Raw genomic sequence first — 15,442 nt, forward strand, 5'->3', positions numbered from 1 at the left:
TGATCGAGCGCTTAAAACTCGATGCCAGCCTGTGCTTTTACCCCCAGGCGAAAGGCGTGGCGTTCATCCTGCACGCTGCTGATGGTATCGGCGATCTCCTGCAGCGGCGTCGCCATGGTGCGCCCGGTAATGATCACATTCTGTAAGCGCGGGCGCTGTTGCAGGGCCGCCACCACCGGCTCCACATCCAGATAGTGGTATTTGAACATGTAACTCATCTCATCCAGAATCACCAGATCATAGTCAGGATTGCTGAGGTAAGGCCGGGCGGTCTCCCAGGCTTTTTGAGCGGTGGCGATGTCCTGTTCCTTGTTCTGGGTTTCCCAGGTAAAGCCTTCCCCCATTACATGCCAGTCCACCATCGGATGCTCTTTGAAGAACCGATACTCTCCGGTTTCGGTGCGGCCCTTCAGAAACTGAATCACGGCGGCCCGTTTGCCATGGCCAAGGGAACGGGCCATGGTTCCAAAGGCGGAACTGCTTTTGCCTTTGCCATTGCCCTTCATCAGGATCAGGATGCCCCGCTCCTCTGTGGCTTTGGCGATCTTGGCGTCCATTACCGCTTTTTTGGCGGCCATTTTCTGTTGATGACTGTCTGTCATAATGCTCTGTATTCCCGGTCAAAAATGCGCGACAACGTTACCACAAGCCGGCTTAAATTTCTCGAACTCGCCCCTGGTACAGAGCTTGCTTGGCACAAAGCGACGTATCGTCCTGGATTGATGACTTATGAAACCAACTTTCGCCTCTTCGTTCTCCTCCCCCTTCTTAGTCGCCATCGGCATGTTACTGTTTGTGGCCTGCAGCGGCCCAACCGATGAGCCAGAAAAAGCCCCGCAATTAGCCCCGGAACTGTTGGCAGGCAAAGCGGTGGTGGACAAAACGTGCATCGCCTGTCATGGGCAGGGACTGAACGGTGCGCCGATCCTGGGCAACAAAAAAATGTGGGGCAAACGACTACCCCAGGGTGAGGATGTCCTGGTGAGCCACGCCATTAACGGTTTCGCCATGGAGATGATGCCGCCCCGGGGGGGTAACCCGGATTTGTCGGATGAAGATATCCGCAATGCAGTGCGGTACATGATGAGCCTGGTGCAATAGCGCCCTTAGATGGACTCCGGATCAAACCGGTTCGGGTCCAGTTCGCGGGGGCGACCATAGTACTCGCAGAGGGCGAGGCGGAAGGTCTCCGCCCGCGACCACAGGCCGGCTGACAGGTAATCCAGCACCTGGGAAAACACCGCCATCTTGAAGGGGGTTGCGTCGGTGGACTCGCCGCTGAGGTTATCCACGCTCACCCGGAACGGTATGCCCGCCGCGTCCGACAGAATCCATTCCAGCGCCTGCGGTTTCACCTCCACCTGTTCAAAAACCCGTTGCTGTTCTGCACTACGCCCATCCGGCTCATACCAGTAGCCAAAGTCCACCTGTTGACGGCGGGCGGCCCCGGCTATCAGCCAGTGAGCGGTTTCGTGCAGGGCACTGCGATAGAAGCCATGGGCGAAGTGAAGTTCGTGGTGGGCGCGCTCCGCCGACTGTGGCAAATAGATGGGTTCATCTCCGCCTTTCACCAATCGCGTATTGTACGAATCCAGAAAACACTGGTTGAAGAGTGTAATAATATCTTCGATCTTATGTTCCACTGGCTCCACGATACTTCACTTTCCTGACTGAATATCCCGCTAAAACAGGCCATTACAATGGCCACCGGCATGATAAACTACAGCGCCTTCGAACTCACCCAATTACGCCGATGAACTACACCTGGAAATCCTTCCGGCAGGAATGCAGGCGCATTCTGGTGCTGGCCATGCCGATTATCGTCGCGCAATTTGCACAAACCGCCAACGGTTTTGTGGATACCGTGATGGCCGGTCGCGTGGGGCCCGACGACCTGGCCGCGGTGGCCGTGGGTGCGGCGGTTTGGGTACCGGTGTTTCTGTTCCTGGTGGGAGTCATGCAGGGTCTGACCCCGTTCGTCTCCCAATACCGCGGCCGCCGCGACCACTCTGCCATCGGCGTGGTGGTGCAGCAGGGGCTGTGGCTGGCACTGCCCCTGGGCTGGCTGGCGTTCCTACTGATGCGTAACCTGGAGCCCCTACTGGACATTATGGACGTGGACCCGGTCATCCGCCCCATGATCATCGGCTATCTGCAGGGCCTGTCCTGGGGGTTTCCCGCCATCACCCTGTTCCTGGCGTTGCGCGCCCTCACCGAGGGTATGTCCTACACCAAACCGGTGATGGTGATCAGCCTGGTGGGGCTGGCAGTGAATATCCCGGTCAACTACGTGCTCATCTACGGCAAACTGGGTTTCAGCCCGATGGGAGGCGTAGGCTGCGGCTGGGCCACCAGCGTGGTGATGTGGCTCATGTTGGTGCTCATGGTGCTTTATAGTATTGTTTTTGATCAGAAACAGGGCACCGGCGTGTTCCATCGGTTTGTCGGCCCCCACCTGCCGGAACTGGGGGCGGTGTTCCGCCTGGGGTTACCCATCGGGCTCTCAATATTCATTGAAGTGAGCCTGTTCTGCGTCATCGCACTGTTCATCGCCGGCATCGGGGCACAGGTGGTGGCCAGCCACCAGATTGCCCTCAACGCCGCCTCCATGACGTTTATGATCCCCCTCAGCCTGTCCCTGGCCCTCACCGTGCGGGTGGGCACCAATATGGGCACTGGGGATTCCCGGGCCGTGCGGCTGTCCATTCTTTGCGGGTTGGCCATCATTTTGGTGATCGCGGTCTTCAACAGCAGCCTGATGGCGCTGTTTCGCAGTGAAATCGCCATGATCTACACCGACGATCAAACGGTCATTGAAATGGCCTCCGGCCTGCTGCTGTTTGCGGCTCTGTTTCAGCTCTCCGACTGCCTGCAGGTCAGTGCCAATGGCGTCCTGCGCGGCATGAAAGACACCGCCTGGCCCATGCTCATCACCGTCCTCGCCTATTGGTGCCTGGGCCTGCCTATCGGCTATTGCCTTGGCCTCACCGACTGGGTTGTACCCGCCATGGGGGCCCGGGGCTTCTGGATCGGCCTCGTGGCCGGGCTCACTGCCGCCGCCATCATGCTCTGCTGGCGGGTCGTCTGGCGAATGCGCAAGACCCTGGCCCTGTCCGCCTAATCGCCTAAGACACATAGTAAAAACTGGCATTTTGCATGCAAGTGTACTTAGATATAAAGTAGAAGTGTGTCCATGACGACCCGGGCTGCGCATCACCATGCTCAACGGTATACCCGGCTCAGGTCCGCGAGGGTAGTCGTATGAAACCACAGGCTTCGGATAATCGTTCCAATGTGATCGACCTTTTTTCCGGGCGCCCCATTGACGAAGTGGTTGACCGCATCGTGCGCATAGCGCCGGAGCTGGACGGGCTGGAGATGCTCTACACCAATGACACCTCTCCCAACCGCCTGTACTCACTGAAAGTGGTGTGCTGGGCGCTGCGGGAATCCGGTGAAGTGGTGGGGCTGGTTCCCTGGCTCAATCAGGTGGTCCCCTGCACTGAAATCAATGATCCCCTCAACGGCCGCTGGGAAGGCTATCGCGACCCGGGCACTAACGACATCTTCTACACTCCCCCCAAACACAAAGTCAAAGAACTGGAACTGGCCGAAGAGTTTTATCACATCGAGCAGATCCACGACGGTGACATCATTCAGGAAATCCCCGACGCCATTGGCACCCATGCGGTACTCACGGACAACGGCTTTCGGTCGTTTGTATTGATCGAAGTGCTCAGTTGGCGCCTGATGGCGGATGGCACCGTGCACGCCATGCTGGTGGATGAAGACAAGGTGAAATCCACTCCCGTCCTGCCCGGTGATCCCTGTTTGTATTCCGCTCAGGACCAGGCCGAGTTCAAGTATTTCTTCCAGCACCGCATCGCCAACAAGATCAAAGAACAGGACCCGGAAGCCCTGGCAGCGATTTCCATGCTGATAGAGAACTGACCTAGGGGGTCACCACCAGCGCACTGTTGCTACGCTGGTTTTCATAGGTCAGGCGCACACGATCGGCATCCCAGCGCCGGCGGGCCACTCTGGATTCGTCCAGTGTCAGCCGGTAACGGGTGCCATGCCCTCCCATAATCAGGTCAGCAGCAGACTGCAATGTGAAGCGGCGGCTGTTGGTGGCCTTCAAGACCCCATTGATGTAAATACTTGAGCCGAGAATGGGATCATAGGACGCCGTGACATGCTCCACGCAATCGCCCACGAACAGCCCGAACAACGCGCCCCCGGACAAAACGCTTTCCCCACCACCCGCACCCAGGGTGAACGAGGCACGGTCCACCCGCGTACCAATGACGATAACACTGGCAAAATAGTGGGCACTGCGCAGTTCCCAAAAGCCGGTGTTGGTGTCGCCCCGGCCGAGCATGCTGAGATCAAACCGGCTCAGCAGCGTGGTGCTGCAGGTATTGCTGGAATACCAGGTTTCCACACTGAAGGCGCCGCCGTCCGCGGCCAGGGACTCGCTGAATGGCACGCGATAGGCCGCCTCGTCGGTGAAGGTTGCTGCCAGGCCCACAAAGTCCGGCGACCGCCCCACTCCCCCGGCGTCCACACCATGATTGGCAAAGGGTGAAGAATCACGGGCCTGCCCGGCTTCGGCGAAGTGCCAAACCCCGACATAGTCGTTCCACAATGCGGCCGGATCCTGCCCATCGGCCACACTCCCATCCACGGCATCGTCGTAGAGCAGGGTTATGAAATCCTGGTTGCTGTTGCCATCCACCTGCGGTACCAGCACCCAGACCAGCGCCTCATTGGTATTCTGGTCCCAGCGCTCTATTTCGTAGGGCAGGCGTGTGGTCCCATCGCTGTCCACAAAGCGGATATCCGGCGCCCCTGGCTGCACCGCATCAATGATCTCCACATCGGTGATGCGCAGCAGTAGGGGAAACTGCGTGACGTTGCCCATTACATCAGCGCCAGTGGCGGTGGTATCAAAGTAAAAACGCTGACTGGACTGCAATCGTTCAACACCCGGCTGAATCACGGCAGTCTGCACCAATAGCTCCGCCTCACCGTCAGCATAACGGGTGTAAGTCACCCCCTGGAGTTCGGTCTCCTCCACCACCGTCCAGTTGTCCCCGGCGCTGCCTTCGAAGACGTCCGAGGCACCGCCGACGATCCGCAGGCGATTGGTGTTGGGTGATAACCGCAGTACGCTGGCACGGCTCACCCGCAGGCGGTTGTTGTCATCCCCCAGGTCGATCACTTCAATGCTGTTAATCACTTCCGGTGCCAGGGACGGCAAGTCCAGGAACAGGTTGTTGCCGGTAAGGGCCAGCGTATCTTCACCGGTCCCACCCCGTATCCGGAAAAAGGCGGTATCGGCGATTTCAATGCGGTCATTCCCGGCACCGGCGGAAAAGGCATCAGTGCCACCGTAACCGGTCAAGGTCTCGCTGGCAGCGCTGCCCACAATATTGTCAGCACCGGGCTGGCCATTGCGGAACACCACATCCCCCAACCAGTCATTTCCCCACAGCACAAACGCCTGGGGCTGAACTGGCGCTTGAGATTGCCCTGGGGCGCCCAGCATCAGGTCCTGGAAGCCATCACCATTGAGGTCTGCCGCGGACAGGCTCTGCCCCAATCCCTGCCCTGCCCGGCTCCCGCTCAACGGCATTCCGTCAGAGGCAAGAAAGTCCGCCAGGCTCCAGGAATCGATTACATCGTCATCGCTGCCCAGCACCAGCCAGGCCCGCCCAGCCTGCACGCCTCCGTATTGCCCGTTGAAGGCGCCCACAATCAGGTCATCCAGTCCGTCGGCATTGAAGTCCCCCGCGCCGGCTAAAGCCTGACCGGTAAAACTCTCCGCATCCATTCCCTGCAAAGTAAACCCCTGCTCTGGGGAGAGAGATTCCAGGTTATTCACCGCCGACCAGGCTTTGCCACCGAACAGGATACTGACTGCACCGACATTGGACAGGGGTGTTGCCCCAGAGCCGGGCTGGCCCAGAAACAGGTCCACCACGCCGTCACCATTGAACTCGCCGGCCCCTAAACCCACCCCCAACAACGAGCCCGCGACAGTGGATTGCCAGCGGACGCCGGCACTCACCGCCATATTGTTCAGCTCCAGATCCCCGGGATTGCTGGTTGCTGGCCCGTAGACCACAAACACGGCCCCACCCTGCTCTGCACCGGCATTGGCTATGGGCGCCGACAGGAGCAGGTCGTCGCGACCATCCCGGTTCAGATCCCCGGCAATCAGCACACTGTAGCCCAGCTGCCAGCGGGGTTGACCGGATGCATACAACGCAAAACCATCGGCCCCCAGCAAACCCAGATCCACATCCGGGCGGCTCACCCCGGCGCGCCCCAGTATCACATAGGCGCGCCCACTATCCTCACCGGTGCCATCGCTTTGAGGGTGACCGATCAACAGATCCGCAAACCCATCGCCATTGACATCCCCATGGGCACTGAGCGACTGTCCGTTGCCGGGCAACCCCGGTTGATCAAGTGCTGCCTGACCGAGGCGTTGGCCACTCTCCCGTGCCAGGATGCGAAATCCCGCCCCGGAGTTCCAGTTATTCAGGTTTATATCGTTCAGGTCTTCGCCACCCCACAGGACATACACCGCCCCCGCGTCCCCTGCGCCCAGGTCGGAGCCAGGGGCCGCCAACATCACGTCATCGACCCCGTCCCCATTCATGTCGCCGGCACCGGCCATCGAAGCCCCCAGCTGGTCACCGGGGGCTGCACCCTGCACCAGAATACCCTCGCTGCGGACCCATTCGGTCTGCAACACATTGGCCCGGGTCACGCCCTCTCGCCCCAGCAGCAGATAGACGGCGCCACGGGCCTCATCGTACGCTGGGTCGCCCACGGCAAAATCTTCAAACCCGTCACCGTTGACATCACCCACTCCCGCTACCGCGCTGGCCAGTGAGGATGCCATTCCGCTGAAGACAAACCCCTGCTCCGGCGACAGCGCTCCCACATCGATGGGCGGGAACAATGCCGGCTCCACATTGAAGGCCCAGGCATCCGGCCCCTGTAGTGCAGCAGATGGATTCCCCGCCACATCCACAAAGGCACCAGTGGGTAGGTCAACATGGTAGCCGGTGGCGAACTCCAGCAAGGTGGCCAGGGGAATCCGGACGCGCTGTACCGGAGTGTCCGCAGCCACCAGCGCCGCCACATCCACTGCAAGCACCGCGATACCGTCCAGGGTGCGGCGCAGGACCAATTGCCCCGCCCCCGCCAGCACCGGTTCGTTGAACTCGATCTCCAGCACCAAACCCCGGGGAACACCCAGGCTGTTGGGGCTGGGCTGCAGGGATAATGGCCCTGGCGCGGTGCTGTCCAAGGTAAGATTGAAGGGGTCGGAGACTGGACTCTGCAGACCGAAATCCTCACTCACCGCCGTGAAGCGATACACACCGTCCGCTTGCAACAGATCGAGGGCGCCGATATCGGCCTGCCAGGCGCCGAACTCATCGGCGATGGTTTCACCCCACTGCACGTTATCGAGGTAAAGCTTGATGCGATGCCCGGCCTGCGCAGTACCGGACAGGATCTGATCCGGGCTTGCGGTAATACGGTCACCACGGATACCGGTGTCGTTGCTGATGCCTGAAATCTGGGGTACGGGAGGCAAGGTGGGATCAAAGTAGAACTCGAAAGGTTGGCGGGATTCCAGTGTTGCGCCGCCAGTGGTCACGGCCTTCAGATCAATTCGATAGGCCCCGGGCAACAGTTCCACCCGGGTAAAATCCAGGTCCCACTCACCCTTGGCATTGGCCAGCACCGAGCCGGACGGGGTGCCATTGATGATCAGGAGGATGGAATCGTTGGGATTGGCGGTTCCGCTGAAACGCACCGTGCCGTCCACAATCCGGCCGGGCCCCATGGGACCGGAATCGGTGTGGACAAACTCCATCTTGGGATGGAGCCGGGGTTCCGGATCATCGGGCGTGGCCGGGTCGCCTTGATCCGGGTCGTCTTGATCGTTGTCTTGACCATCGACGGGGTCAGAGGGCTCCGGCTGGGTTTGGGTGGAGCGGTCCTGGTCGTCGGAGCCCGATGAGCGGGAGCCACCGCAGGCCACCAAGGTCGCCGACAGCAGCAGCATTATCACCAACGCCCAAACATTCCTGGCGGTTCCCCTTGCGATTCCTGGCTTGTACATTCCTGATATGTGCATTCCTGGCTTGTGCATAAGAAAGGCTTCCCGCCTTTTTAATCCCGTTTTATCCAGAGTGGTTCAACGTTATCCAAATTTTCTAGAATTCGAATTATTCTTGTGCTGCAAAGGGCCAGCTTATCAAAAATTGGTTTAATACATTTATCAAATTGAATCAGTCCGGTTTTTTCCGAATCCGAAAAACATACTTGCCATCCCGTTCTTCTGACAGGATCAACTCATGACCAAGAAACTGGCAGAACTTGGGAATATCACGCTGGGTTGAGGGGTCTGTGGCCACCACTTCCAAGGTCTCGCCCCCTGCCATCTCGCGCACTTTCCCGTGCAACATCATCACCGGCTCGGGGCACATTAAGCCGGTGGCATCGAAGTGATGGTCTGCTGTTTCCGTCATTGTGGTTCCTGTCGTAGTGTCTATAACGTCGTGTCTGGGTCGCCGTAGTGCCCGGGTTACGCTGCCTTGTTTTGCGAGCCATTGACCTGAGGCCTTGATCTCAGTGCCATGAATCCCGCTGCACCTGGGGGGCTTTGGGCCACCACAGCAGTATCGGGAGTAACGCCACCAAACCCAGCAGAAACGAAGCCACAAAGTGTACCTCATATCCCAGGGCCGATGCACTGAAGCCGCTGGCACTGTGCATCACCCCGGCCACCACCACCTGCAGGCTGGCCTGCAAGGTGTAATCTGTACCCGCCAGGGGTCGACGGCAGGCATCCATCATCAGTGTGAACAATGCAGCGGTCGCCAGCCCACCGCTAAAATGCTCCAGCGCCGTCACCATCACCACTTTTTGCAGCGCTGCATCCCCTGTCACCGATCCTGCCCCCAGTGCAGACGCCAGGCCAGTCATCAACCCAGTGGCCAGCCAATAAAAGCCCAACAAGGAGAACGCCTGCAGCACGCCAAACCCCACCAATGCCCGAACCCGGCCCAACCTGGGGATCAGCCAGCCACCCAGCAAAGCGCCTGCAATGCCGGCGCCCATCCCCACGCCACCACTGATCCAGCCCACCTGCTCCAGGCTGTACCCCAGGTCGATCAGCAACGGCTTGGTCATCGCAGAGCCAAAGGCGTCGCCCGCCTTGTACACCACGATCACCAGAACCCAGCGCCACATTCCGGGCTGGAGCAGGAATTGGCGGGCCAGGATAAAGACGTTACGCGGCCGCTCATGCTGCAACACCGGCCCGGACGCCGGCTCCCGAAACCACCACAGGGGCACGCTCACCAGCACAATCATCAGCGCCAACGTCATGAAAGTGCTGAACCAGCCCAGCCATTCCAGCAGCAGCAGAATGACCGCCCCACCGAACAACATCCCCACGCGATAGCCTGCCACCTGCACCCCATTGGCCAGACCACGTTCCTGCGGGCTGAGGCTGGACACCGCCAGTCCATCGGTGGCGATATCCTGGGTGGCCGCAATCAGGTTGGACACAAAAAGAATGGCCAGCAGACCATAGAACCCAGACCCGCTGAAACTGGCCGGGTCCAGCGCACCCAACGCCAGCAGGCACAGCATAAAGCCCCCCTGCATCGGCAGAATCCAGCTTTTGCGCTGCCCCAATCGTTGCCAGTGGTAATGGTCCACATAGGGTGCCCACAGAAATTTGAATGCCCAGGGCAACGCCACCAGGGACACCAGGCCGATCTTCTCCAGACTGACGTCGTAACTGCGCAACAGCGCCGGCAGCGCCTGGCTCAGAAAACCAAACGGCAATCCCTGGGAAAAGTACAGGCACCCCAGCAATCCCAGGCGGTACGAAAGCGAGGCACTCATCCCCCTACCCCCATTATCTTCATGTTGATCTCTACCCTCTGTCGGGAGCCCATCATACCGATTCCGGCTTCTTATTCATTGAAAAATCAAAGGAAGGGATTACCATTAGGGCCTGATTGCAGTGGTCTCACCGAGGAAAGAAATGATTAAGGTATTGATTGAACGGACAGTGGCCGAGGGCCTGGAAGGAAACTACGAGCATACCATCGTGGAATTACTGACCCATGCCGAAAACTCCCCCGGCTACCTGGGCGGAGAATCCTATCGCGACGCCAAACGCCCCAATCATTATGTGGTCATTTCCTTATGGGAAAGCGTCAACGCCTGGCAACTCTGGTTCCGCTCCTCCGCCCGCATGGACATGCTGAAAAAAATCGGCATGTTTTTGCAGGAGCCGGAGCGCTTCACCATTCTGGAACCCTGTGTGTACCAATCCGCCCGCGGACTGCAACAGGTCGGTTAACCGCACCGGCTGCAGCGAGGCTACTCATGCAGAAAGGCTGTTAATAGAGCCTGGGTTAATAGAGCTTAGGTTAATAGTGCCTTGGTGCAGCAAACACCGTGATCTCTTCCCGGTCATGATAGAGCTGTTTCGCCCGTAGCTGGTACACACAACCTGCGCTTTCCAGCTCCGTTTCCATACGCGCCAGAATCCGGCTCACTTCCAGCCAGCGGCGCTTCATGGGCAGCTTCAGGTTGAAGATCGCAAAGCGGGTCCAGCCCTGCACCAGCCAGCGTTCCATCAACTCCGCCACCCGTGCCGGTTTCTCCACCATGTCGCACACCAGCCAGTCCACCGGTCGTGGCGGCTTGTACGAGAACGCATCCTCCCGCAGGTGTTTCACCTGACCACTGTCCAGCAGGGCTTTGTCCATGGGCCCGTTATCGATCGCGGTGACCTGCATACCCCGCTGCACCAGCTGCCAGGTCCAGCCACCGGGGGCTGCCCCCAGGTCCACCGCTTTTTGAAACGGTTTTAGCAGCGAGGCCCGTTGCGCCTCCGGGATCAGCTGCAGCCAGGCTTCCTCCAGTTTCAGGGTGGAACGACTGGGGGCGGACGGGGGCTGTCGCAAACGGGGAAACCCAAGCGGCCAGGGGGCAGCGTTCTTGACCGGGGTCAGGCCCACCCAGATGTCCGTGCCGCTTTCAAAAAACAGATGGAGATGGAAACCCGCCTTGCTGTTGAGCTGTTTCGCCAGGGCCTTTTCCAGGGGACGCTCCAGTTTGCGTACCAGCTTGGACAAGCCTTTGCCGTCGTTGGTATCCGGATAGGACATCCAGGCACTGTGACAGGCTTGACCCGACAGGGCTTCCAGTATGGGATTGATCCGGTCCTGGGGGTCCACCTGGGGCAGATGGGCCACAACCGCCAGCCATTGGCGGGCAAACACCAAATCCTGAAACGGAAGGCCTTTTAACAAGCGTTCAGCCGCATCTGGCTCCTGCCCTTCGAACACCACGAAGCCTTCATTTGGCTTGGCCCGGACAAAACCAAACACAGCCCGTGCGGCAGCCTTTTCCTGGATTTCTGCCGCCAGATCCGACTCAAAACCAGGACGACAAATCAGCAACATCTGCTGCATCAATTCAAAACACCTCCAAGCAACCCCCACGGCGAAGGCGCATTCTATCGAAAGCGATCGCAGGTGCCCAGCTGAGATACCCGCCCTTATTGTGGTTGGTAGGTCACCTCACACTGATTCAACACCACATTCCCGCGCTGGGTTTCCACCTGCATCAAGGCAGTCCCCGCTCCCGTTTGCCAGATTTTGGAGAGGATGCGATCCCCCATATATACCTGGTCGGAGAAGCGCGCGCTCATGGAGTGGAAACGGGCCGGATCACCACCACACAACGCTGATAAGGCGGCACGCCCGGCAAAGCCAAACGTGCACAGGCCGTGTAGAAACGGGCGGTCAAAGCCACCGAACTTGGCAAAGTTGGGATCAATGTGTATGGGGTTGCGGTCTCCAGTAAGGCGGTAGAGTGCAGCTTGTTCCTCCCGGGTGATGTCTTCCACGACCCAGTCCGGTTCGCGCTCCGGCAATACAAAATTCACTCGACTGGGCCCTCTCTCACCGCCAAAGCCACCGGCACCACGGATAAACAGAGTGGCTTGCGTGGTAAACAGCAGCCCGTCATCATCGGACACTTCGCACTCCACACCCATTACTGCCGCCTTACCCTTATCCCACACCTCCACAATTCGACCGACCCCGGTGCCAATACCGGCGGCAGGAATGGCTCGGTGCAGCGTAATTTTCTGCTCACCGTGCAACAGCATGGCCAGATTGAACTGCACCTGTGACATCACAGACCCCATGATATTCAGGCCGGGAATTACGGAGAAGGTGGGCAGTACTTTGGGGCCGCGGGCTTCGTAAACAAAGTCCAGTTCCTGCTCCGGCTTGCAGCCCACCGCCAGGGCATACAACAGAACGTCTTTTTCGGACCAACGAACGGTGACCGGTTCGGTGGTCAATCCCACCAGGTCGGCAGCAATGGGTTTTGACATATCCTGACCTCTTTGATTTTTATTTTTGGCATAAAAAAACCCGCCCTGGTCTCAAGGCGGGTTTTTCAGAGCTGGTTGGTGCCTGCCTTAAGGTGCAGTCACTTCCAGAATTTGCTTTTGCAGGCTTTTCTGAGCGGCAGAAGGCTGCACAGTCTGCATAGCCATCAGCTTGCTCATATCACCTTCGATCTTGATCTGGCCTGACATGAAGCCCTGCATACCAGCGGACTGGTCGTTGTCGATGAACAGGCGATGGGCCAGGTCAACGGGCAGAGTCATCTTGGTGGGGGCATTGGCATGATGACCTTTCTCGATCATGCCGGCATTCAAACTGATATCCACATCGCCAAAGTCGGTACCGGAAACAGTAATGTTGATCACCAAATCGTGCATGGCGGCGGGAACGTCCAGATCACCGGCAGCCTCTTTCAATTCAGCCACCTTTGCAAACCAATCTTCAGACAGGAACTTGAGACTCATTACACCTTCTCCTATAAATTTTTATTCTTGCTCTCAGGACGACCCTGAAGCCTTTTTTAACATTAATTTACACGTTTTAGTTTTCTACGTTATACGCTTTATACGCTGATCAATCAAACGACTGTTCGAGACGCTGACCGCTAACTTATAAAATCCCCACCGCAAAGACAATAGCCATTTTCACCATGGACCGGTCTTTTTTGGTCAAGACAAAACGGGCACCCGTATTAGGGCGCCCACGGCAACGGCCGGCTTCATCTTATAAATCAATCAACGAATGTCGTAACCCCGCTCCTCGTGGAGGACAATATCCAGCCCTTCGGTTTCCTGATCCTCACTGACCCGCAGACCCAGCACCTTATCCACCAGCTTCAACAACAGCCAGGACACCACCGCGGTATAAGAGAAGGTGGCGACAATCCCGATCAGCTGTACCTGTACCTGCGCACCAATGGAGCCATTATCCCCACCAAAGCCCAGCCCACTGAACACACCCAAGTCCGTTGCGCAGAAAACACCCACCAGCAAGGTGCCCAGGATGCCGCCGACCCCGTGCACCGGGAACACGTCCAGAGAATCGTCAATTTTCAACCGCTGCTTGAGGAACAAGGTGGCGAAGAAACAGATGGTGCCGGCACAGAGCCCGATCACCAGCGCGGCCGCCGGCCCCACCGAGCCTGACGCCGGGGTTATGGTGCCCAATCCGGCCACCATGCCGGTGACAATCCCCAGCACCGAGGGTTTGCCGTGCCGAATCCATTCACAGGCCATCCAGGCCAGGGAACCGGCCGCGGCAGAAATGTGGGTCACCAGCAACGCCATGGCGGCACTGCCATTGGCCGCCAGCGCACTGCCCGCGTTGAAGCCGAACCAGCCCACCCACAACATACCGGCACCGGTTACCGTCATGGTCATGTTGTGCGGCATCATCGGCGTGCCGGGAAAACCCCGCCGATTGCCGATTACCAGGGCGGCCACCAGGGCGGCCACCGCCGCGGTAATGTGCACGACAGATCCCCCTGCGAAGTCCAGGAACCCCATCTCAGCCAGCCAGCCGCCGCCCCACACCCAATGACACACCGGGGAATACACCAACAGCAACCAGGCCGAGCTGAACAGCAACATGGCCGAGAACTTCATGCGTTCAGCAAAGGCACCCACGATGAGTGCCGGCGTGATCACAGCGAAGGTCATCTGGAATGCGGCGAACAACACCGCCGGGATGTCGCCGTTAAGGGAATCCACCCCCATGGCCGCAAACAGTACATTGCCAAAGTCGCCAATAAATGGGCCCTGCTCCTCGGCCGAGCCGAAGGCGATGGTATAACCCACCACGAACCACAGGATCGACATCAGGCAAGTGAGTGTGAAGCACTGCATCAGCACCGACAATACGTTCTTGGACCGCACCAGACCGGCATAGAACAGCGAGAGCCCGGGAATCGTCATAAACAGTACTAAGGCTGTGGCCGTCAGAATCCAGGCGGTGTTGGCACCGCTCAGCTCATCAGCCACACCAAATGACGGAAACAGGAAAAACGACACAGCGAGCAATACCCGCCGCAGGTTGCTTAAACCCAACATTGAAGATACCCCTTGAAGGAAGATTGTTACTGAATTGGCCTTTTATTATTGGTGGTGCACCGGGCTGCCCAGATTAGAGCGCGGCTTCCCCCTGTTCGCCGGTACGAATGCGGATCACCTGTTCCAGCTCTGAAACGAAGATCTTGCCATCTCCGATTTTGGTGGTGTTGGCCGCTTTGGCGATCGCCTCGCACACTACGTCCACCAGGTTATTGTTCACTGCCACCTGCAGCTTGAACTTAGGGACAAAATCGATCACATACTCTGCCCCCCGATAGAGCTCAGTGTGACCCTTCTGACGCCCGAATCCCTTCACTTCTTCCAGCGTCATCCCGGTGATTCCCAGATCCGTTAACGCTTCGCGCACATCATCCAGCTTAAAAGGCTTGATGATTGCCGTAATCATTTTCATAATTGCCGCCCCAAATTTCTGTATCTCAGGAACATGTTTGGTAATTTACCGTGCTTTTGTTCTATTATGGTGCCTTCGCACCATTTAAGAGCATGCAGATTCTGGGCCATCTGACGATTTCTTTATTTTTCAACGATTTAGAAATTTTCAGGCTAGAGCTTTCATGAAAAACGCACCTTTTGCGATCACCTTAGCGCATTAGTGCACACTATTAGTGCTTGCCGATGTAGTACTAGAGAGGTATGGGCAGTGACTACCTTAGTTGACATGTATCAACAACGTACAACCGTTCACTTCTATAATGCGATGCTGCCATTTTCATCAATGGCAAGCCTTTAGCTTCGTGAAAGAAAACCGTAGTAACCGTGTGTGTTCAATCACTCAACACAGGAATGACACTCAATGAGTAATAGTCAAGCTGCAACGCCGCAATACGAGTATGGTGTCGTTAAGCAATTTGCGGTCATGACCGTAATCTGGGGCATCGTGGGGATGGCTGTCGGTGT

Annotated in this window: 14 protein-coding genes; 4 read left to right on the forward strand and 10 right to left on the reverse strand. The window is 58.0% G+C overall.

The genetic code is table 11. The features are described from left to right. Positions 1 to 11: 11 nt before the first annotated feature. Positions 12 to 602, reverse strand: a complete 591-nt coding sequence (gene cobO, locus D9N14_RS10875; RefSeq protein ID WP_290579480.1) for a cob(I)yrinic acid a,c-diamide adenosyltransferase — start codon at positions 600 to 602, stop codon at positions 12 to 14. 127 nt (positions 603 to 729) lie between these two features. Between cobO and D9N14_RS10880 the strand changes: the two genes are divergently transcribed. Further along, positions 730 to 1,101, forward strand: a complete 372-nt coding sequence (locus D9N14_RS10880) for a c-type cytochrome (RefSeq protein ID WP_290579482.1) — start codon at positions 730 to 732, stop codon at positions 1,099 to 1,101. A gap of 5 nt (positions 1,102 to 1,106) precedes the next feature. Here D9N14_RS10880 and D9N14_RS10885 read toward each other — a convergent pair whose 3' ends face one another. Next, complete coding sequence (locus D9N14_RS10885) at positions 1,107 to 1,652, reverse strand: elongation factor P hydroxylase (RefSeq protein ID WP_290579484.1); 546 nt, start codon at positions 1,650 to 1,652, stop codon at positions 1,107 to 1,109. 101 nt (positions 1,653 to 1,753) lie between these two features. On the opposite strand from D9N14_RS10885, the gene D9N14_RS10890 reads away from it, so the two are divergent. Together D9N14_RS10890 and D9N14_RS10895 are read left to right on the forward strand one after the other, a co-directional pair. Next, the gene (locus D9N14_RS10890) at positions 1,754 to 3,121 is read left to right on the forward strand and encodes an MATE family efflux transporter (protein WP_290579486.1); all 1,368 of its coding nucleotides are present in this window, start codon (positions 1,754 to 1,756) and stop codon (positions 3,119 to 3,121) included. A 140-nt stretch (positions 3,122 to 3,261) separates the two neighbouring features. Continuing rightward, entirely contained in the window at positions 3,262 to 3,951 is a 690-nt protein-coding gene (locus tag D9N14_RS10895; RefSeq protein WP_290579488.1) for a hypothetical protein, read from the forward strand. 1 nt (position 3,952) lies between these two features. Here the strand turns inward: D9N14_RS10895 and D9N14_RS10900 are convergent, their stop codons facing one another. From D9N14_RS10900 to D9N14_RS10910, 3 genes are all read right to left on the reverse strand, one after another. Further along, positions 3,953 to 8,092 carry a DUF2341 domain-containing protein gene (locus tag D9N14_RS10900; RefSeq protein WP_290579508.1) on the reverse strand — a complete coding sequence of 1,380 codons (4,140 nt, stop codon included), beginning with the start codon at positions 8,090 to 8,092 and terminating at the stop codon, positions 3,953 to 3,955. A 226-nt stretch (positions 8,093 to 8,318) separates the two neighbouring features. Next, on the reverse strand, positions 8,319 to 8,558 hold the full coding sequence (gene tusA, locus D9N14_RS10905) for a sulfurtransferase TusA (RefSeq protein ID WP_290579490.1): 240 nt from the start codon (positions 8,556 to 8,558) through the stop codon (positions 8,319 to 8,321). A gap of 100 nt (positions 8,559 to 8,658) precedes the next feature. Then, entirely contained in the window at positions 8,659 to 9,945 is a 1,287-nt protein-coding gene (locus D9N14_RS10910; protein WP_290579492.1) for an MFS transporter, read from the reverse strand. A gap of 142 nt (positions 9,946 to 10,087) precedes the next feature. Here D9N14_RS10910 and D9N14_RS10915 point away from each other — a divergent pair, with 142 nt between their 5' ends. After that, positions 10,088 to 10,408 carry an antibiotic biosynthesis monooxygenase family protein gene (locus tag D9N14_RS10915; protein WP_290579494.1) on the forward strand — a complete coding sequence of 107 codons (321 nt, stop codon included), beginning with the start codon at positions 10,088 to 10,090 and terminating at the stop codon, positions 10,406 to 10,408. A 70-nt stretch (positions 10,409 to 10,478) separates the two neighbouring features. Here D9N14_RS10915 and rlmM read toward each other — a convergent pair whose 3' ends face one another. The 5 genes from rlmM to D9N14_RS10940 all read right to left on the reverse strand — a co-directional run bounded on the left by rlmM (position 10,479) and on the right by D9N14_RS10940 (position 14,936). Further along, complete coding sequence (rlmM, locus tag D9N14_RS10920; protein WP_290579496.1) at positions 10,479 to 11,528, reverse strand: 23S rRNA (cytidine(2498)-2'-O)-methyltransferase RlmM; 1,050 nt, start codon at positions 11,526 to 11,528, stop codon at positions 10,479 to 10,481. A gap of 86 nt (positions 11,529 to 11,614) precedes the next feature. Beyond that, entirely contained in the window at positions 11,615 to 12,460 is an 846-nt protein-coding gene (locus D9N14_RS10925; RefSeq protein ID WP_290579498.1) for a MaoC/PaaZ C-terminal domain-containing protein, read from the reverse strand. Positions 12,461 to 12,547: 87 nt separating this feature from the next. After that, positions 12,548 to 12,940 carry an SCP2 sterol-binding domain-containing protein gene (locus D9N14_RS10930; protein ID WP_290579500.1) on the reverse strand — a complete coding sequence of 131 codons (393 nt, stop codon included), beginning with the start codon at positions 12,938 to 12,940 and terminating at the stop codon, positions 12,548 to 12,550. A 270-nt stretch (positions 12,941 to 13,210) separates the two neighbouring features. Further along, positions 13,211 to 14,524 (reverse strand): ammonium transporter, encoded by a 1,314-nt coding sequence (locus D9N14_RS10935; RefSeq protein WP_290579502.1) that lies wholly within the window; start codon positions 14,522 to 14,524, stop codon positions 13,211 to 13,213. Positions 14,525 to 14,597: 73 nt separating this feature from the next. After that, a complete protein-coding gene (locus D9N14_RS10940) occupies positions 14,598 to 14,936 on the reverse strand; it encodes a P-II family nitrogen regulator (protein ID WP_290579504.1) in 339 nt (112 codons plus the stop codon). Positions 14,937 to 15,442: the final 506 nt, after the last annotated feature.

Source organism: Ketobacter sp. (genome assembly GCF_003671495.1).
Classification (GTDB): domain Bacteria; phylum Pseudomonadota; class Gammaproteobacteria; order Pseudomonadales; family Ketobacteraceae; genus Ketobacter.